The following is an 18,668-nucleotide window of genomic DNA, read 5'->3' as shown; positions in this document are numbered from 1 at the left end:
CCTCAATGGAGGGGCTTGGGGCTAAGATCCAGGCTGGCCAGCTGGGTTTTCAGCACATCGGCCACAGGATCGTCCGGGCATTGTTCAATAAAGTATTCAAAATCGTCGGCGGCGAAGCGGGGGCAATCGAGTTGCTCGTAGATGAAGCCCCGATCCCGCGTCTCCAGCGGATCACCGGGCTTCATGCGCAGCAGCAGCTCGCTGCAGCGCAATGCTTCTGTCATGCGCTCCTCCCGCAGCAGGGCCCCCTTGTTGACGTTGAGCAGGCGTTCGATGATCTCCCACTGTCCTGCAGGCTGCAGATGGTCATCGCTTAAGGTAGCCAGGTTGCCGAGGGCACCGCGCAGCAGCAGCTCGATGCGATGCAGGCTCAGCTCGTCACCGTTGAAGGGGTCCACATAGACCTCCCCCTCCAGACCGGCGAAGCTCACCAGGAAATGGCCCGGGAAGCAGATCCCTTCCACATCCAGGCCAATCTTGCGACCCAGCTGGATGATGAGGATGCCAAGGCTCACCGGTATGCCCTTGCGCTGCACCAGCACCTGGTTCAGGTCGCAGTTGGCGGCAGAGAAATAATCCTGCCAGTCGCCCCGAAACCCTAAGGTCTGGTAGAAGCCCTGCAGCAGCTGACGGCGCACCTCGTCACAGTCCCCTTCGACTATGGCCTCGTCCAGCCAGGTATCGAGGCGGGCCAGCTCGGCCTCTCCCGCGCCGCCATGGCCCAGGATCTCGTCGCTCACCGACAGCGCCAGTTCGGCCAGGTCGTGGGCCTCGAAGTCGGTCCACTCATCCACACGTATCATCGTCGTCATCCCTAACCGAACAGGTTGGCCTGCTTTTGCACCGCCAGCTTGGCGATAAAGAAGATCCACCCCAAGGCGCCCAGGAAGGCAAACCAGCGGATGCTGTTGCTGCGCGCCAGGCGCAGCGCCATCATGCCGAGGAAGGCCACCGCCAGCACGGCGCTCAGCTTCTCGCTGAGCCAGGGGATCCCGTTGTTGAGGGGATTGAGATCCAGCACCATGCAGAGCAGCACGCCGGAGAGCACCACCAGGCCATTGAGCCAGCCGCTGGCCTGCAGCACCCGGCCGTTACGGGCATGAATGGAGCCGGTTTGGGCCCAGTAAAAGCGCAGCATGAACATCAGCACGGCCCCGACAATCAGGGTGAGGTGCAGATGTTTGAGAACAACATACATATGGTTTCCTTGCACAGGGGCGGACAGTTCCGCCCGTCATCATCACGGCGCCAGACGACCCAGGGTCACCCGCTCGTTATCCCCATAATCCCGCACGGTTTCCACCTGGCAGTAGCCCTGTTGCAGCAGAAGCTGACGCACCACTGCCCCCTGCTCCCAACCGTGCTCCAGCAGGAGCCAGCCCCCCGGGCACAGATGGGCGGGGGCACCGGCGATTATCAGGCGAATGTCCGCCAGCCCCTGCTCGTCCGCCACCAGGGCGGAGCGCGGCTCGAAGCGCACATCCCCCTCGTCGAGATGGGGATCCGCCCCGTCGATATAGGGCGGATTGGAGACGATCATCGCAAAACGCGGTGCATCCGCCAGGGGCTCGAACCAGCTGCCGTCCCGCACTGCGATGGGCAACCCCAGGGCGGCGCTGTTGGCGCGGGCCAGGACGGCGGCGTCCGGCATCCGATCCACCGCCCATACATCGGCATCCGGTCGCTCTGACTTGAGCGCCAGCGCGATGGCGCCGGTGCCGGTGCCGAGATCCAGCAGGGCACAGGGGCCGGCCGGCAAGCGCGCCAGCGCCTGCTCCACCAGCACCTCGGTGTCGGGGCGCGGGATCAGGGTGGCCGGGCTCACCTTGAGCGGCAGGGACCAGAACTCCCGCTCACCGATGAGGTGGGCGATGGGTTCACCGGCCAGCCGACGGTCAAGCCACCCTTGCAGGGTGGCCTGCTGGGCGGCATCGAGCTCACGTTCAGGCCAGGTCATCAGGTAGCTGCGCCGGCAACCCAGCAGATGGCAGAGCAGCGCATCGGCGTCGGCACGGGGGGATTCCCCAAAGACCAGGGTCGCCATGATGTGGGCACGAGCCTGCTGGATCTGCATCAGTTGCTCTCGGCCAGGGAGGCGAGCTGATCCGCCTGATACTCCTGCACCAGGGGCGTGATGACGCAATCCAGATCCCCTTCGAGGATCTCCCCCAGCCGATAGAGGGTGAGGTTGATGCGGTGCTCGGAGAGGCGACCCTGGGGGTAGTTGTAGGTGCGGATACGCTCGGAGCGATCGCCTGAGCCCACCAGGTTGCGGCGGGTGCTCTGCTCGGCGGCGCGGTGACGCTCGTCCTCGGCCGCCTGCAGGCGGGCAGAGAGCACAGACATCGCCTTGGCGCGGTTCTTGTGCTGGGAGCGCTCATCCTGGCACTCCACCACCAGCCCGGTGGGCAGGTGGGTGATGCGGATGGCGGAGTCGGTCTTGTTGACGTGCTGACCACCGGCCCCGGAGGCGCGGAAGGTGTCGATCTTCAGCTCGGAGGGGTTGATCTCGATCTGTTCGGCTTCCGGCACTTCCGGCAGCACGGCCACGGTACAGGCGGAGGTATGCACCCGGCCCTGGGATTCGGTCTCGGGTACCCGCTGTACCCGGTGACCGCCGGACTCGAACTTGAGGCGACCGTAGACGTGCTCGCCGTCCACCTTGGCGATCACCTCCTTGTAGCCACCGTGCTCGCCGTCGTTGCAGCTGACGATGGAAACGCGCCAGCCTTGGCGTTCGGCGTAGCGGGAATACATGCGGAACAGATCCCCCGCGAAGATGGCCGCCTCGTCGCCACCGGCGCCGGCACGGATCTCGAGATAACAGTTGTTGTCATCCTTGGGGTCCCGCGGCAGCAGCATCACCTGCAGCGCCTGCTCCTGCTCCTCGAAGGTCGCCTTGGCGAGCGGCAGCTCCTCCTGCGCCATCTCGCGCAGGTCGGCGTCATCCTCTTCCAGCATCATCTTGGTGGTCTCGAGGTTCTCCTCTGCCTGACGGAAGCGCTGGAAGGCGTGCACTATGTCTTCGAGCTGGGCATATTCCCGGGTCAGGGCACGGTATCTGTCCTGATCCGAGGCGACCCCGGGCTCGCCGAGCAGGGCCTGTACTTCTTCGTGGCGCTCGATGAGGCCTTCCAGCTTTCTGATCAATGACGGGTTCATAAATCTTGTGTTCTCGATGGAGGTAGGGGCAGCCGGCTGGCCACCCCCAAACTATGACTCTTGTGACAACCCCAGCACCTGACGCAGCTGGGACAGCTTGTGGCTGTCCCCCTGAGCTGCGGCCTGGCGCAGGGCCTGGGTAGGTGCGTGGATCAACTTGTTGGTGAGGCGATGGGTCAGGGCCTTGAGCGCCTGCTCGGCATTCTCGCCCTGTTGCAGGGCCAGCAGGGCACGCTGCAACTCTTCATCCGCCACCTGCTGGGCCTGGTGGCGGTAATCGCGAATGAGATCCACAGAGTGCTGGCTGCGATACCAGCCCATGAAGTCGTCACGCTCTTCCTGCACGATGAGCTCGGCCTCGGCGGCCGCCCGCTTGCGGGTCTCCAGGTTCTGCTCGATGATCCCCTGCAGATCGTCCACCGTGTAGAGATAGGCATCGGAGAGCTCGTCCACCTCGGCCTCGATGTCCCGCGGCACGGCGATGTCCACCAGGAACATGGGCTTGAAGCGGCGGGCCTTCAACGCGCGCTCCACCATGCCCTTGCCGATGATGGGCAGGGGGCTGGCGGTGGAGCTGATGACGATGTCCGCCTCGTGCAGGTAGTCCGGGATCTCTTCCAGCGTCATCACCTGGGCGCCGAACTCCTCGGCCAGCAGCTGGGCCCGCTGCAGGGTGCGGTTCGCCACCATCATCTGGGTGACGCTCTGCTCGCGCAGGTGGCGGGCCACCAGCTCTATGGTCTCGCCGGCGCCCACCAGCAACACCTTGGTCTGGGAGAGATCGGAGAAGATGCGTTTCCCCAGGCTGACGGCGGCGAAGGCCACCGACACCGCGCTGGCGCCGATCTCGGTGTCGGTACGCACCCGTTTCGCCACCGAGAAGGATTTCTGGAACAGGCGCTCGAGGGAGCCCTTCACCGCTTCCGCCTGCTGGGCGTGGGCGTAGGACTGCTTGATCTGCCCTAGGATCTGCGGCTCGCCCAGCACCAGGGAGTCGAGCCCGCAGGCCACCCGCATCAGGTGGCGCACCACCTCCTCGTCCTGGTGGCGGTAGATGGCGGAGAGCACCTCGCTCGCCTCCAGCGCGTGGAACCGCTGCAACCAGCTCAGCACCTGCTCCCCCTGCCCTTGTTCCAGGCTGCAGTAAAGCTCGGTGCGATTGCAGGTGGAGACGATCACCGCCTCGCTGACGCCGGGCTGCTCCACCAGCTCACGCAAGGCGCGATCGATGCAGTCCGGGCCAAATGCGACCCGTTCCCGCAAGGCGACACTGGCGGTGTTGTGGTTGATTCCGAGGGCAAGCAGACTCATGGGTGGGTGATGATCGTTTCGTGCACAGGGTATGAAGGCCGACAATTGTACGAGAAAGGGTAAGTCTTTAAAAGCGATACGGCCGCCCCTTATACTGTGGCAAACCTCTTATCCGGAGCACGACCTTGTTCTTGCGTATCTTCTCCCTTGCCTGCCTGCTGGCACTGGCCGGCTGTACCACCACTCAACCCCAGCGGGATCAGGTCAACTGGCAGCAGGAACGGGCCCGTCTCGAACAGCTGACCCACTGGGAACTGTCGGGCAAGATGGCCATCATCACGGCGCGCCAGAAGGGCAGCGCGCGCCTCAACTGGCAGCAAAACGGCGATGACTATCGCCTCAACCTCACCAGCCTCATCGGCACCCATATCCTGGAACTCTCCCGCAGCAAGGGTGAGATCACCCTGACCGACAACGAGGGCAAGGTGCACCAGAGCCAGGATGCCGAGGCCCTCGTCTATCAGCTCACCGGCTGGAATATTCCGGTCACCGGGTTGCCGGAGTGGATCAAGGGGCTGCCAGGCCAGGCCGAATTCGAGCTCAACCCCGATGCCAGCCTGGCCTCGGTGCGCGACGGTCAGTGGCAGATCGTCTATGGGGACTACCGGGATCAGGACAACTACCGGCTGCCCCACCTGCTGACCATGACCGGCCAGGGCAGCCGCCTCAAGTTGCAGATCAACCAATGGACCCTGGCGCCATGATGAGCCTCCCAGACCAGATCGCGCCGAAAACGCCGATCCGCTGGCCGGCACCGGCCAAGCTCAACCTCTTCCTGCACGTCAACGGCCGCCGTCCCGACGGCTATCACGAGCTGCAGACCCTGTTCATCTTCCTCGATCACGGTGACTGGCTGGAATTCGAGCCGCTCGCCGATACCGACCTGCTCACCCTGAGCCCGGCCATCCCCGGCGTGCCGGATGAACAGAACCTCATCATCCGTGCCGCCCGCCTGTTGCAGGGGAGGCTGCCAAGCCCGATGGGGGCCCATATCCGGCTGGAGAAGGTGTTACCCATGGGGGGCGGCATCGGCGGCGGCTCGTCTGACGCCGCCACCACTCTGGTGGCCCTGAATCATCTCTGGCAGGCGGGGCTCGGCGAAGACGAGCTGGCGCAGCTCGGCGTGCAGCTAGGGGCCGACGTGCCTGTGTTCGTGCGCGGCCGGGCCGCGTTTGCGGAAGGGGTTGGCGAGAAGCTGCAACCGGTCGAGGTGCCGAGCGCCTGGTATCTGGTGCTCAAACCCGATTGCCATGTGGCAACGGCGGCGGTTTTTCAGGATCCCGATCTGCATCGCAACACCCCCAGGATGACATTGCACAACCTGCTGGAAGGTGTCTGGAAAAACGATTGCGAATTGCTGGTGAAAAAGCGCCACCCCGAGGTTGCCAATGCGCTCGGCTGGTTGCTAGAATACGCGCCGTCAAGAATGACGGGCACTGGCGCCTGCGTCTTTGCTCAATTTGAAGACGAAGTGGCTGCTCGGAAGGTGTTGGCAAGGGTGCCGGAAGGCTGGGATGGGTTTGTCGCCAAGGGCGAGAACATATCACCACTCTTCGTCACTTTGCAACAAGTCAGTGATTGGGGTATCGCCAAGCGGTAAGGCAGCGGGTTTTGATCTCGCCATTCCTAGGTTCGAATCCTAGTACCCCAGCCAATCTGACGTGATGGTGCCGAAGGTGACGGTTCTGCCGTCCACCCGGGTAATCCGGCGCCACCACAGAGCTTCCAGAGACCTTGTCCGTTCTCTTGATAAATCGTTTGCCCCCAAACGATATGGGTCTGAATCAGACTCCCCACATACTGGATGCAACCCCGAGGTTTCAAACCGTGCCTGACATGAAGCTGTTTGCTGGTAACGCAACGCCGGAACTAGCCCAGAAGATCGCAGATCGCCTGTTTATCAAACTCGGCAATGCTGCCGTAGGTCGCTTTAGCGACGGCGAGATCAGCGTACAGATCAACGAGAATGTACGCGGTGGCGATATCTTCATCATTCAATCCACCTGTGCCCCGACCAACGACAATTTGATGGAATTGATCGTCATGGTGGATGCACTGCGTCGTGCTTCAGCTGGCCGTATCACTGCCGTTATCCCCTACTTTGGTTATGCCCGTCAGGACCGCCGCGTCCGCTCCGCCCGTGTGCCCATCACCGCCAAGGTTGTCGCCGACTTCCTCTCCAGCGTGGGTGTGGACCGTGTGTTGACCGTTGACCTGCATGCCGAGCAGATCCAGGGCTTCTTCGACGTCCCCGTCGACAACGTGTTCGGCAGCCCTGTGCTGCTGGAAGACATGAAAGCCAAGAACCTCGAGTCTCCCGTGGTCGTCTCGCCGGACATCGGCGGCGTGGTCCGTGCCCGTGCCATCGCCAAGCTGCTGGACGACACCGACATCGCCATCATCGACAAGCGTCGTCCCCGTCCGAACGTCTCCCAGGTCATGCACCTGATCGGTGACGTGGCAGGCCGTGACTGCGTCATCGTCGACGACATGATCGACACCGGCGGCACCCTGTGCAAAGCGGCCGAAGCGCTGAAAGAGCGCGGTGCCAAGCGCGTGTTCGCCTATGCGACCCACCCGGTCTTCTCCGGCACCGCCGTGGAGAACATCAAGAACTCGGTCATCGACGAGCTGATCATCACCGACTCCATTCCGCTCACCGCGGAGATGAAGGCGATCGGCAAGGTCAAGCAGCTGACCCTGTCAACCGTACTGGCGGAAGCCATTCGTCGTATCAGCAACGAAGAGTCCATCTCTGCCATGTTTGAGCATTGATAAACCCCGTTGTGACAAAAACCGCCAACTGGCGGTTTTTGTTTTTTCAAGCCGGTCAAAGCAATGCCCTGCCCCCGCAGGTTAAGGAAGTCCCCATGAAGTGCTTGCGTCTCCTCACTCTCCTCCCCCTGTGCGCCCTGCTCTCTGCCTGCCTGACCGGCCAGCAGGATCCGCCCTTCACCCTGACCCTGGCACACATGAACGATACCCACTCCCAGTTCGACCCGGTCAACGCCGTGTTGAAGGGAGCCCTCTTTGGCAAGCAGGGGGAAGCAGATACCCTCTACACCCGCCTCGGCGGTTATCCCCGCCTGCTCACCATGACGAAAGCCTACCAGGCCGAGGCGCTCGCCAAGAACCAGCCGCTGTTGCTGCTGCACGGCGGCGATGCCTGGCAGGGCAGCGGCTACTTCAAGCTCAACGAGGGGATGGCCAATGCCGAACTGCTAAGCCAGTTCGGCCTGGATGCCATGGCCCTTGGCAACCACGAGTTCGATCTCGACAATCAGAAGCTCGCCCGCTTCATCGAGGGGGTGAACTTCCCGGTGCTGGCAGCCAATCTGGACAGCCGCGACGATCCGGATCTGAGTCGGGCAAGCAACCTCAAGCCGTTCGTCATCTACGCCTTCGACGGCAACCAGAAGAGCCCGGTCACCGATCTCGACCATCTGCCAGCAGACAAACAGCTGGTCGCCGTCATCGGGCTGGTGCTGGAGGACATGGCCAACATCTCCCCCAACGTCGGCAAGCTGCGCTTTGCCAAGGAGGTGGCCTCGGCCCAGGCCACGGTCGACCTGCTGCAAGCCAGGGGGATCAAGCGGATCGTCGCCCTGACCCATATCGGCAACGCGCGGGATTTGGCGTTGGCGGCCAAGGTAAACGGCTTTGATGCCATCGTCGGCGGCCACTCCCACAGCCTGCTCGGTGACTTTCGCAACATCGGCTGGGGCAAGACGGGGGAATACGCCCAGTTGGTCACCAATCCGGACGGCGTGGGCCTGACCTGCGTGGTGCAGGCGGGCTCCTACGCCCAGGCCATCGGCCTGACCCGGGTAAGTTTCGACGCCCAGGGCCGGGTCATCGCCTGCAAGGGCCAGAACCAGCTGCTGGCCAGCCGCGACTTCTTCGCCGATCCGGCCCGCCAGCAGGTGCTCGACGAAACCCGCAGCCAGCAGGCCGGCAAGTTCATCGACGCCCAGCCCAACCTGGTGACGGTGGATGAAGATCCCCGCCTGCGCGGCATCATCGACAGCCACTACAAGCCGGCGCTGGAGCAGGCCTACGGCCCCGTCATCGGCACCCTTCCCGCGCCGCTGCAAAATGCCCGTCGCCCCGGCGACAACGGCAGCGACAGCCACGGCTCCGACGTCGCTCCCCTGGTGGCGGAAGGTCAATACCACTGGGCCAACACCCCGCAGGTGAAGGCCCTGACCGGCGGTCCGGTCGACTTCGCCCTGCTGGCGGTGGGGGGCGTGCGCGCCGACCTGCCCGCCGGTGAACTGCGGCAGGGAGAGGCGGCCCTCAGCCTGCTGCCGTTCAAGAACCCGCTCAGCGTACTGACCCTCTCCGGTGCCGAGGTGCGCGCCTTGCTGACCGAAACCATCACGGCCACCCTGCCCGCCAGCGCCCATGCGGGCAAATTCCCCTATGGCGGCCACCTGCGTTACACCTTCCAGGAGACCGAAGCAGGCAAGGCGGGCCAGCTGACCCGGCTGCAGTGGAAAACGGCCGAGGGTCAGTGGCAGGATCTGGTGGATGCAAAGCGCTATCGGGTGATGACCAACGCCTACAGCGCCAACGGCAACGACGGCTGGCAGACCCTGGCACGGGCCCAGCGCCAGAGTCCAGAGAGCCAGAGTCCAGAGAACAAGAGTGCCGAGCGCGTGGATCTCGCCTGGGTTGCGGGTCAGCTGACCGCCTTCCCGGTGCTGGCAGTGGCGCAGCGTGGCGAACAGCTCAGCGCCGTCTATGGGCCGGGTAAGGCCCTCGACTGCAAGGCGGCCAAGGTGGATTGCGGCACAGACGCAGCCTCGTTCGTGGACTATGTGCGTTATACCCGCCCCCTGCTGACCGCCCTGGATGAAGAGACGGTCACACTGCTGCGGTCCAAATAAGGCGCCACCCCAGCCAACACAAACCAACACGGGCCTCGACAAGGGGCCCGTTTTAGCGGCCGTTGGCACCCGGTTCACGGGTTATTCCTCCGGCTCGCCGAGCTTTGGTTGAGTGATCGCCACTCGGCGGCTAGAATATTGCGTCCCATTGCCCCGGGCCATCCGCTCATGGCAAGTAGCGAGTGAAGACATCAAGCGTGACGCATCAAATCAAACTGATTGTCGGGCTGGGTAATCCCGGCCCCGAATATGCCAAGACCCGCCACAACGCGGGAGCCTGGTATGTGGAGCAGTTGGCCCGCTGGCACAATGTCAGCCTGCGCGAAGAGCCCAAGTTCTTCGGCCACACCGCCCGCTTCCTGGTGGAGGGGCAGGATGTGCGGCTGCTCATCCCGAACACCTATATGAACCTCTCCGGCAAGGCGGTGGCGGCCCTGGCCCGCTTCTACCAGATAGTTCCCGAAGAGATACTAGTGGCCCACGACGAACTGGATCTGCCCCCCGGCATCGCCAAGTTCAAGCAGGGCGGCGGTCACGGCGGCCACAATGGCCTGAAAGACATCATCGCCAGGATGGGCAACAACAATAACTTCTTCCGGCTGCGCCTCGGGATAGGTCATCCCGGTGCCAAGGAGCTGGTCGCCGGTTTCGTGCTGACCAAGGCGCCCAGCAGTGAACAGAGCCTGATCGAGGCCGCACTGGATGAGTCTTTGCGCGCCACCGACATCCTGTTCAAGCAGGACATGACCAAGGCTATGAATCGTTTACACAGTTTCAAGGCCGAGAAAGTTTGAACCGATTTTGGTCGGTGGTGCACTGGACGAATTCCGATCTACACGCCACCGATATCCTGTTCAAACAAGATATGACCAAGGCCATGAACCGGCTGCACAGCTTCAAGGCCGAGAAAGTCTGAATACAGATGCCTGACATGAGTCAGGCTCGCACAATATGACAGGGCTGCCCGCGTGGCCCCTCACAGCATCCATCACGTAAGGTAACAATTCATGGGTTTTAAATGCGGTATCGTGGGCCTGCCCAATGTAGGCAAATCCACCCTGTTCAATGCGCTGACCAAGGCCGGCATCGAAGCCGCCAACTTCCCGTTCTGCACCATTGAGCCGAACACGGGTGTGGTCCCCATGCCGGATCCCCGCCTCGACCAGCTGGCGGCCATCATCAACCCCCAGCGCGTGGTGCCGACCACCATGGAGTTCGTGGACATCGCCGGTCTGGTGGCGGGCGCCTCCAAGGGCGAGGGTCTGGGCAACCAGTTCCTGGCCAACATCCGCGAGACCGAAGCCATCGGTCACGTGGTGCGCTGCTTCGAGGACGAGAACATCATCCACGTGGCAGGCAAGGTCTCCCCGGCCGATGACATCGAGGTGATCAATACCGAATTGGCCCTGTCGGATCTGGACGCCTGCGAGCGCGCAATCCACCGTCAGTCCAAGCGCGCCAAGGGCGGCGACAAGGATGCCAAGCTGGAAGTGGAAACCCTGGAAAAGATTCGGGTTGCCCTGGAAAACGGCCAGATGATCCGCGGCATGAAGCTGGACAAGGAAGAGCTGGCGGCCGTTGCCCACCTCAACTTCCTGACCCTGAAACCCACCATGTACATCGCCAACGTGGCGGAAGATGGCTTCGACAACAACCCCTTCCTCGACAAGGTGCGTGAAATCGCCGCCGCCGAGAACGCCGTTGTGGTGGTGGTCTGCTGCGCCATCGAGGCGGACATCGCCGAGCTGGACGACGCCGACCGCGCCGAGTTCATGGCCGATCTGGGGATCGAAGAGCCGGGTCTGAACCGGGTGATCCGCTCAGGTTACGAGCTGCTGAACCTGCAGACCTACTTCACCGCCGGGGTGAAGGAAGTGCGCGCCTGGACCATTCCGGTCGGCGCCACCGCCCCGCAGGCGGCGGGCAAGATCCACACCGACTTTGAAAAAGGCTTTATTCGTGCCCAGACCATCGCCTTCGACGACTTTATCACCTACAAGGGTGAGCAAGGCGCCAAGGAAGCGGGCAAGATGCGCGCCGAAGGGAAAGACTACATCGTCAAGGATGGCGATATCATGAACTTCCTGTTCAACGTCTAACCCCATGAGAGGCCAGCATTTGCTGGCCTCTTTGTTATGGGCGCAGGTTGCGGATCTGCTGCCAAATGTCGCAAAAAAAACCAGATTGTTGGGCTTTTGCGCGACAGCGTCCAATAACTCGCCAAACGCACCCAAATTCGGTTTTTCTGGCAAAAAAAGGGTTGACGCCCCAGAGCCAGATACGCATAATTCCGGCCGCACAGTGACGAGGCAACGACTCACTGGAAGCACGGTTGGCTATGTAGCTCAGTTGGTTAGAGCATCGCACTCATAATGCGAGGGTCACAGGTTCGAATCCCGTCATAGCCACCATTTACAAGTTGTTCAGTTGGGGTATCGCCAAGCGGTAAGGCAGCGGGTTTTGATCTCGCCATCCCTAGGTTCGAATCCTAGTACCCCAGCCATTTNNNNTCCGTTGGGGTATCGCCAAGCGGTAAGGCAGCGGGTTTTGATCTCGCCATCCCTAGGTTCGAATCCTAGTACCCCAGCCATTATTTTGTTCTCTTCCACTTGGTGGTCGATAACAAACGGCTATGTAGCTCAGTTGGTTAGAGCATCGCACTCATAATGCGGGGGTCACAGGTTCGAATCCCGTCATAGCCACCATTAATATTGCGGAAGTGGCGAAATTGGTAGACGCACCAGATTTAGGTTCTGGCGCCCTAGGCGTGAGAGTTCGAGTCTCTCCTTCCGCACCATCAAGGCAGTACCAAACAGACCAGCTTATGCTGGTTTTTTTGTGCCCGGATTTCAGCCCTTGTCTCCTCTCCTTCCCTGCCGTTCTCCCTGCTCACTACCTTGTCAGCCCGAACCTCATCCCACAGCGTCGGGAAGGATAGCCAATAAAAAGCGGCCCGCAGGCCGCTTGCACTCCTTGTCTCCCTCAAACGTGCTCAGAACGGGAAGAACCAGGGGATGGCGATGACGCTCACCACCATCACCAGCACCGTAAACGGCACGCCCACGCGGACGAAGTCCATGAACTTGTAGTTGCCGGGCCCGAGCACCAGGGTATTGACCGGTGAGGAGACCGGCGTCATGAAGGCCGCCGAGGCGGCAATGGCGATGGTCATGGCGAAGGGATAGGGAGAGACCCCCATCTGCTGGGCAGTGCCGAGCGCAATGGGCGCCATCAGCACAGCGGTGGCCGTGTTGGAGATAAAGAGCCCGATGGCCGCGCAGAGCACGAACAGGCTGGCCAGCATGACACGGGGCCCCATCTCCCCTACCGCCGAGATCAGCGCGCCGACGATGAGATCCACCCCGCCGGTCTTCTGCAACGCCAAGGCAAAGGGCAGCATGCCGACGATCAGGATCAGGGTCGGCCAGTGGATGGACTTGTAGGCGCTCTCCATGTCGATGCAGCGGAACTTGCCCATCAGCAGGCAGGCGATGAGCGCCGCTATGACGTTGGGCACGGGATCCGTCACCATCAGCACTATCATGACCGTGAGGGCAATCAAGGCGTGGATGGCCTGGCTGCGGGCCGGCGCCATCTCATCCACCTCGGCGGGCAGGCCGAGCAGCAGGAAGTCCCGGTGGTGGGTCTGCAACTGGCGAATGAGGCTCCAGTTGCCCACCACCAGCAGGCTGTCACCCATCAGCAGCGGCTCATCCACCAGCTTGCCGGTGAGCGCCTCACCATTGCGGCGGATCCCCACCACGCTCAGGCCGTAGCGGGAACGAAACGCCACCTCGCGGATGCTCTTGCCGAGCAGGCGGGATTCGGGAATGAGGGAGACCTCGGCCATACCCACCTCCCGCGCCTGATCCGAGAAATACTCTCCGCGCAATATCATGGGCTCGAGCCGCGCCTCGCTGCAAAACTCCCGCACGTCCACCTCGGGGTCGGACATGTCGATGAGCAGTACGTCCTTGGCCTGGAACTCGGTGACGCCGGAAACGGTCACCATCACCCGCCGAAACTTGCGCCAGCGTTCCAGCCCGATGACGTTGGCGCCGAAGCGGGCACGCAGTTGCAGCTCGTCCAGGGTCTGGCCTATCAGGGGAGAATCGGGGCGGATCGCCAGGCGGCGCGCCCGCCCGGCCAGGCGATAGTCGCGGATGAGATCGCGCATTGTGCTGCGCCCCGCCTGCTTGCCTTTGCCCTCTTCCCCCTCGCGCACCAGACGGTTACGCATCAGCAGCATGTAGATTACCCCCAGCCCGAGGATCAGCACCCCCATGGGGGTGAAACCGAAGAAGCCGAAGCCCTGGATGTCGTGGCGCATCAGCTCGCTGTTCACCACCATGTTGGGCGGGGTGGCCACCAGCGTCATCATGCCGCTGATGAGACCGGCAAAGCCGAGGGGCATCATCAGCCGTCCGGCAGGGATCCCCATCCGGTTCGCCACGCTCAGTACCACGGGGATGAAGATGGCCACCACACCGGTTGAGCTCATCACGGCCCCCAGGGTCGCCACCGCCACCATCAGCAGCACCAGCAACCGGGTCTCGCTGCTGCCCGCCACCTTCACCAGGGCATCCCCTACCTGATAGGCGATGCCGGTGCGTACCAAGCCATCCCCCACCACGAACAGGGCGGCGATCAGGATGACGTTGGGATCGCTGAACCCCGCCAACGCCTGTGGCAAGGTCAGGGTGCCGCTCAACACGAACAGGATGATGATCAACAAGGCCACCACATCCATGCGCACCCTGTTGGTAATAAACAGGAAGATGGCACCCACCAGCATGCTGAGCACCCAGATCAACTCGGAATTCACACTCGCTCCTTTCGTTCATGTCCGCCGGGCGGAGAACCGCGCCAGACGCCATCAGACCACAGCCAGTCCCCCTCCATTTTGTTACATATCAAGAAAGAGGAGCCCACATCATCGCACATTCGGGTTCACTTGCAGCCACTTTGCAGGGCAGAGCAAGCGCCCCAGCGCCCGTCTGGCAAAAAGTGCTGCGCGCCCTCCCCGGCACACCTAGAATGGGCCAGCCACTGGCTGATCCGGCCCCTGCTCACCCCTTGTCCTTCGGAGAGAAAATGTCTGTTCACACCCCAATCTACCCGGAATTCACCTTCTTCGGCCGCTTCGTCGCCGATATCCAGTCCGGCCGCAAGACCATCACCATCCGCGACGAGAGCGAGGCCAACTGGCAGTCCGGCCAGCGCCTCGCGCTCTTCACCAACCCGGAGTACCAGCCCTTTGGTGCCATAGAGGTGCTCTCGGTCACCCCCGTGGCCTTCGATGAGCTGACCGACGAGCACGCTCGCCAGGAGAACATGACCCTCGCCGAGCTCAAGGCGGTCATCCGGGACATCTACCCCGCACTGCCGCCGCTCTATGTAATTGAATTCACACTGATTGAAGCCTGATTTTGTGAGCTGCCTCAGCTAACCCCGGTTGCACTCTCAGGCCAAAAGCGCACAATGCCTGTATTTATATACAGCTAACGGTGCAGCATGAACACACAACTTGAACCTGCCATCGCCGCCATGGTGGCGGACTTCATCGCCGCGGGTCGCCCCAAGGCAAGCAAGCTGAGCTGGCAGACCAGGCGTGAGGGCTATCTTGCCTCTGCCGTCTTGGGGGGCGAGCGGGAAGAGGTGGGCGCCATCGAGGAGTGGCAGGCCGATCACTACGCCATCCGGCTCTACCAGCCCAAATCCCCCCCTTCCACCACTTATCCGGTGCTGATCTATTTCCACGGCGGCTGTTTCGTCAGCGGGGATTTCGAGACCCACGATCGCCAGATGCGGATGTTGTGCAACAGTGCCCATGCCCTGGTGTTTGCCGTACATACCCGCCTCGCCCCCGAGCATACCTATCCTGCCGCCCATGACGACGCGCTGGCAGCGACTCTCGCCATCATGGCCGGGCTGCCGCAGTGGCACGGCGATCCCGGGCGAGTCGCACTCGCAGGCGACAGTGCCGGCGGCCACCTCGCCCTGGTCACCACCTTGCGGCTCAAGGCGGCGGGAGCGGCACTGCCCGCCGCCCAGATCCTCATCTACCCCATGCTCGATGCTGCGGGCGATAGTGACAGCTATCAACAGCTCGGTGAGGACTACCTTATCACTCGCGACATGCTGCTCAGCGGGTTTCAGGCCTATCTGGGCAGGCTGCCCACCAGCCATCCCGAGGCGAGCCCGCTGCACCATCCTGATCTTGCGGGACTGCCGCCCACCCATATCCTCACGGCCGAGTACGATCCCCTGCGTGACGAGGGAGAGGCCTTGTATGGCAAACTGCTGCAAGCCGGTGTTACGGCTACCTGTCAGCGACAGCTCGGGGTGATCCACGGTTTCTTCCAGCTGGCGAGCATCAGCCCTGCGGCCCGTCATGTTCTCGCACAGGTCGCCATGCTGCTCAAGGGGCTCTGAGTTGGATCCTTCCCCCATGCCGTGTTAAAAGTGTCCCTTTTGAATCAGGGAGGTGACCCGAGTGTTTGAGATAGCGAGCCTGAGAGAGGGCATGATGCACGGGGTCGAGCTGTTCCAGCTGCTGCTGGAGATCATCTCTATCGCCTGCGTGGTGACAGGGCTGGGCAAGACCCTCTGGCTGGCGGCACGGGTGCGGGATCACGAACCCGGTTTTCCCCGCATCCGCCTCTGCTTCGGCAGCTGGCTCATCCTGGCTCTGGAGTTCCAGCTCGCCGCCGACATCCTGGCCACCACGGTCGCGCCGAGCAAGGAGGAGCTTGTCCGCCTCGCCATCATCGCGGTGATCCGCACCTTCCTGAACTACTTCCTCGGCAAGGAGCTGGACGCCCAGACCGAGCGCCAGCGACCCGAGCCGGTCAGGTTGCCCTCCCGCCCCGACGCCCGATAAGCGGCAGACTGACAGAAGGCCGCGAAACGGGAAGAAAGGCTCCAGCCTGCACCAATGAAGAGGGCTCCCCGCGGGGAGCCCTCTTTGTATCGGATAGCAGCCATCAGGCCGGCATGCTGGCCAGCTCGTGGCGTTTCAGGGCCAGCAGGGTGATGAGCAGAGCGGCGCTGGCGATCAGTGCCATGCCCACATAGGTGGCGCTGAACCCCGGTGCCAGCTCGGCGGGGCTCAGGCTCGCCAGGTTATGGCTGGTCCCGGCCGGCAGGGCCCCGTGGAACAGCACGGCGCAGATGGCCACCCCGACCGCGCCCCCCAGCTCGCGGCCGAAGTTGAACAGGGACATGCCGATGCCGCGATCTTCCCGCGGCAGGGCGTTTTGCACCACCACCGAGAGGGCCGGCAGCACCAGCCCCAGCCCCAGACCGGCGAAGCCCAGCCCCAGATTGGCAAAGAGATCGAAGTGAATTTGCCACAGGGCCAGCGCCGCCAGGGCGAAGCCCACCACCACGAAGCGCTTGTAATGACCGGAGTGGCCAATCAGCTTGCCGCCGACGAAGGCCCCCGCCGTGATGCAGACCATGAAGATCACCATGTAGAGGCCGCTCTCGCTGGCTCCCATCCCCTTCTGCCACTGCATCTGCAGCGGCAGGTAGACCAGCACGGCGAACATCAGCAGTTGCGAGGCCAGCGCCAACAGCACGCTCACCAGATAACCGGGCAAGCGGGCCAGATGGGCGGGCAGTATGGGATCCTGGGCCCGTCGCTCCACCAGGATCAGCAACAGCAGGGCCAGAGCCAGCCCCGCCGCCAGCCAGATGGCGGACAGCGTGGCTTCCGGCGAGAGCAACAGCAGAGAGAGGGTGGTGACGGTGATGAGCAGCCCCGCCCCCTTCCAGTCGAAGCGGCTGTAACGGCGCACATTGAGGTGGCCCAGGTTGCGGTTCACTAGCCAGAGCGCCAGGGCCCCGAGGGGCAGGTTGATCCAGAAGATCCAGCGCCAGCTCAGTTGCTCGGTGAAGTAGCCCCCGAGCAGGGGCCCGGCGATGCTGGAAACTGCATAGACCGCCGAGATGTAGCCCTGATACTTGCCCACCTCCCGCGGGGGAATGCAGTCGGCGATGACGGTGAAGGCGAGCGCGATCAGCCCCCCGCCCCCCAACCCTTGCAACACCCTGGCCGCCAGCAGGGTCGTCAGATCCTGGGCCAGGGCACAGGCCACGGACCCTGCCAGAAACAGGCCTATGCCGATGTTGAGCATCCGTACCCGGCCGAACAGATCGCTCAGCTTGCCGTATATGGGCAGGGCGGCGGTGGCCGCCAGCAGGTAGGCGGTGACCACCCAGGTGAGGGCGGCGCCGGCGTTCAGCTCGGCGCCAATGATGGGCAAGGGGGTGGTGACTATGCTCTTTTCCAGTGAGCCCAGGGCGATCACCAGGGCCACGCTCGAGAAGACGGTTTTTGGGGACATAAAAGAGGCTCGCTACTGTGAGATGCCGGCACCCGAGGCGCAGAGCGCATGATTGTCTCATAAATCAGCAGCCGAGGGTCAAGCCCGCCGCCTGCCTCACCACGACGGCGGTCGCGGCATCCGGGGAGCGGATCTGGTAGTGTGCTCTTTTAGCCGAGGAGGAAGTACCCCATGTCCGAGCAGTTCCAGTTTGAACAATACGACGCCCTGATCTTCGATATGGACGGCACCCTGGTGGACTCCATGCCCTTGCACCTGGATGCCTGGGAGATCACCAGCGCCGAATTCGGCCTGCCGTTCGATCGGGCCCAGCTCAACGAGTACGGCGGCATTCCCACCCGCAAGATAGTGGCCATGCTGGCCGAGCAGCACGGGCTGGCCATCGACATAGAGGCCTTCGCTCGCCGCAAGGTTGCCCTCTATCTGGAGCGGATCGACAGCGTCAGCGTCTTCCCCGCCATGTGGGAGCTGGTCAAGGGCTACCACGGCAAGGTACCCATGGGCATAGGCACCGGCTCAACCCGGGAACATGCAGCGCACATCCTGCGCCAGACCGGGCTCGATGCCTTCATCCCCGTGCTGGTGAGTGCCGATGACGTGACTAACCACAAGCCCCATCCCGACACCTTCCTGAGAGTGGCCGAGCTGCTCGGCGCCAACCCGGCCAACTGCCTGGTGTTTGAAGATACCCGGATAGGCATTCAGGCGGGCAAGGCCGCCGGCATGACCACCTTGCTGGTCGATCAGGGCGCACTTTACCCTCGCTAGAGTGGGCAAATGAGCCCCTGCCGCCAACAAAAACGCCTCCACAAAGGAGGCGCTTCTATATCTCGAACCATTAGCTTGATGTTCTCAAGGCCATGTGATGCGGATGATACCTAGGGAAGGTGCGAATAAGCGGGGAAATTCTTCTCGGCTGACTCAGTCATTTCATTTCTTCATGTTTGAGCCGATT

General features: G+C 62.8%; 17 protein-coding genes, 6 tRNA genes and 1 pseudogene. 17 read left to right on the top strand and 7 right to left on the bottom strand.

The features are described from left to right. Positions 1-2: 2 nt before the first annotated feature. The 5 genes from PG898_RS19365 to hemA are packed head-to-tail and all read right to left on the bottom strand — an operon-like array spanning position 3 to position 4,473. Positions 3-803, bottom strand: a complete 801-nt coding sequence (locus tag PG898_RS19365; protein ID WP_042649337.1) for a SirB1 family protein — start codon at positions 801-803, stop codon at positions 3-5. Positions 804-814: 11 nt separating this feature from the next. Then, a complete protein-coding gene (locus PG898_RS19360; protein ID WP_043133018.1) occupies positions 815-1,198 on the bottom strand; it encodes a SirB2 family protein in 384 nt (127 codons plus the stop codon). A gap of 42 nt (positions 1,199-1,240) precedes the next feature. Continuing rightward, positions 1,241-2,074, bottom strand: coding sequence for a peptide chain release factor N(5)-glutamine methyltransferase (gene prmC, locus PG898_RS19355; RefSeq protein WP_270824897.1), 834 nt, complete (start codon positions 2,072-2,074; stop codon positions 1,241-1,243). After that, on the bottom strand, positions 2,074-3,162 hold the full coding sequence (gene prfA, locus PG898_RS19350; protein WP_041205238.1) for a peptide chain release factor 1: 1,089 nt from the start codon (positions 3,160-3,162) through the stop codon (positions 2,074-2,076). Before prfA ends, prmC begins: the two co-directional genes overlap by 1 nt. Before the next feature lie 51 nt (positions 3,163-3,213). Next, positions 3,214-4,473, bottom strand: coding sequence for a glutamyl-tRNA reductase (gene hemA / locus PG898_RS19345; RefSeq protein ID WP_270824896.1), 1,260 nt, complete (start codon positions 4,471-4,473; stop codon positions 3,214-3,216). Between the two features lie 125 nt (positions 4,474-4,598). Here hemA and lolB point away from each other — a divergent pair, with 125 nt between their 5' ends. From lolB to PG898_RS19280, 13 genes and pseudogenes are all read left to right on the top strand, one after another. Next, positions 4,599-5,177 carry a lipoprotein insertase outer membrane protein LolB gene (gene lolB, locus PG898_RS19340; protein ID WP_043133024.1) on the top strand — a complete coding sequence of 193 codons (579 nt, stop codon included), beginning with the start codon at positions 4,599-4,601 and terminating at the stop codon, positions 5,175-5,177. After that, positions 5,177-6,073: a 4-(cytidine 5'-diphospho)-2-C-methyl-D-erythritol kinase gene (gene ispE / locus PG898_RS19335; protein ID WP_404801080.1), complete on the top strand. Its 897-nt coding sequence runs from the start codon at positions 5,177-5,179 to the stop codon at positions 6,071-6,073. Before lolB ends, ispE begins: the two co-directional genes overlap by 1 nt. Next, positions 6,053-6,127, top strand: a tRNA-Gln gene (locus PG898_RS19330). Before ispE ends, PG898_RS19330 begins: the two co-directional genes overlap by 21 nt. 173 nt (positions 6,128-6,300) lie before the next feature. Further along, on the top strand, positions 6,301-7,248 hold the full coding sequence (locus PG898_RS19325; protein ID WP_005330162.1) for a ribose-phosphate pyrophosphokinase: 948 nt from the start codon (positions 6,301-6,303) through the stop codon (positions 7,246-7,248). 95 nt (positions 7,249-7,343) lie between these two features. Further along, on the top strand, positions 7,344-9,362 hold the full coding sequence (locus PG898_RS19320; protein WP_270824895.1) for a bifunctional metallophosphatase/5'-nucleotidase: 2,019 nt from the start codon (positions 7,344-7,346) through the stop codon (positions 9,360-9,362). 197 nt (positions 9,363-9,559) lie between these two features. Then, positions 9,560-10,156, top strand: coding sequence for an aminoacyl-tRNA hydrolase (gene pth, locus PG898_RS19315; protein WP_005330168.1), 597 nt, complete (start codon positions 9,560-9,562; stop codon positions 10,154-10,156). A 29-nt stretch (positions 10,157-10,185) separates the two neighbouring features. After that, a pseudogene (locus PG898_RS19310) lies at positions 10,186-10,278 on the top strand (aminoacyl-tRNA hydrolase); the annotation flags it as partial. Positions 10,279-10,369: 91 nt separating this feature from the next. Continuing rightward, entirely contained in the window at positions 10,370-11,461 is a 1,092-nt protein-coding gene (ychF, locus tag PG898_RS19305) for a redox-regulated ATPase YchF (RefSeq protein ID WP_005330171.1), read from the top strand. A gap of 235 nt (positions 11,462-11,696) precedes the next feature. Beyond that, a tRNA-Met gene (locus PG898_RS19300) sits at positions 11,697-11,773 on the top strand. Between the two features lie 17 nt (positions 11,774-11,790). Next, positions 11,791-11,865 (top strand) — tRNA-Gln (locus tag PG898_RS19295). A gap of 12 nt (positions 11,866-11,877) precedes the next feature. Beyond that, a tRNA-Gln gene (locus PG898_RS19290) sits at positions 11,878-11,952 on the top strand. Positions 11,953-11,990: 38 nt separating this feature from the next. Further along, positions 11,991-12,067, top strand: a tRNA-Met gene (locus tag PG898_RS19285). Between the two features lie 8 nt (positions 12,068-12,075). After that, positions 12,076-12,159 (top strand) — tRNA-Leu (locus PG898_RS19280). A 195-nt stretch (positions 12,160-12,354) separates the two neighbouring features. Here PG898_RS19280 and PG898_RS19275 read toward each other — a convergent pair. After that, the gene (locus PG898_RS19275; RefSeq protein WP_226171901.1) at positions 12,355-14,187 is read right to left on the bottom strand and encodes an SLC13 family permease; all 1,833 of its coding nucleotides are present in this window, start codon (positions 14,185-14,187) and stop codon (positions 12,355-12,357) included. 269 nt (positions 14,188-14,456) lie between these two features. Between PG898_RS19275 and yqfB the strand changes: the two genes are divergently transcribed. From yqfB to PG898_RS19260, 3 genes are all read left to right on the top strand, one after another. Beyond that, a complete protein-coding gene (gene yqfB, locus PG898_RS19270) occupies positions 14,457-14,789 on the top strand; it encodes a N(4)-acetylcytidine aminohydrolase (RefSeq protein WP_270824894.1) in 333 nt (110 codons plus the stop codon). 87 nt (positions 14,790-14,876) lie between these two features. Continuing rightward, positions 14,877-15,797 carry an alpha/beta hydrolase gene (locus PG898_RS19265; protein ID WP_226171898.1) on the top strand — a complete coding sequence of 307 codons (921 nt, stop codon included), beginning with the start codon at positions 14,877-14,879 and terminating at the stop codon, positions 15,795-15,797. Between the two features lie 61 nt (positions 15,798-15,858). Next, positions 15,859-16,245, top strand: a complete 387-nt coding sequence (locus PG898_RS19260; protein ID WP_042648465.1) for a DUF1622 domain-containing protein — start codon at positions 15,859-15,861, stop codon at positions 16,243-16,245. A 103-nt stretch (positions 16,246-16,348) separates the two neighbouring features. Here PG898_RS19260 and PG898_RS19255 read toward each other — a convergent pair whose 3' ends face one another. Further along, the gene (locus PG898_RS19255) at positions 16,349-17,713 is read right to left on the bottom strand and encodes an MDR family MFS transporter (RefSeq protein WP_270824893.1); all 1,365 of its coding nucleotides are present in this window, start codon (positions 17,711-17,713) and stop codon (positions 16,349-16,351) included. 171 nt (positions 17,714-17,884) lie between these two features. Between PG898_RS19255 and PG898_RS19250 the strand changes: the two genes are divergently transcribed. Then, positions 17,885-18,481 (top strand): HAD family hydrolase, encoded by a 597-nt coding sequence (locus PG898_RS19250; protein ID WP_226171895.1) that lies wholly within the window; start codon positions 17,885-17,887, stop codon positions 18,479-18,481. The last annotated feature ends 187 nt before the right edge of the window (positions 18,482-18,668 follow it).

This window comes from Aeromonas sp. QDB31, from assembly GCF_027707605.1.
GTDB lineage: Bacteria > Pseudomonadota > Gammaproteobacteria > Enterobacterales > Aeromonadaceae > Aeromonas > Aeromonas media.
Note: the sequence above shows the minus strand (reverse complement) of the source record. Positions and strands in the feature narration are given on the sequence as shown.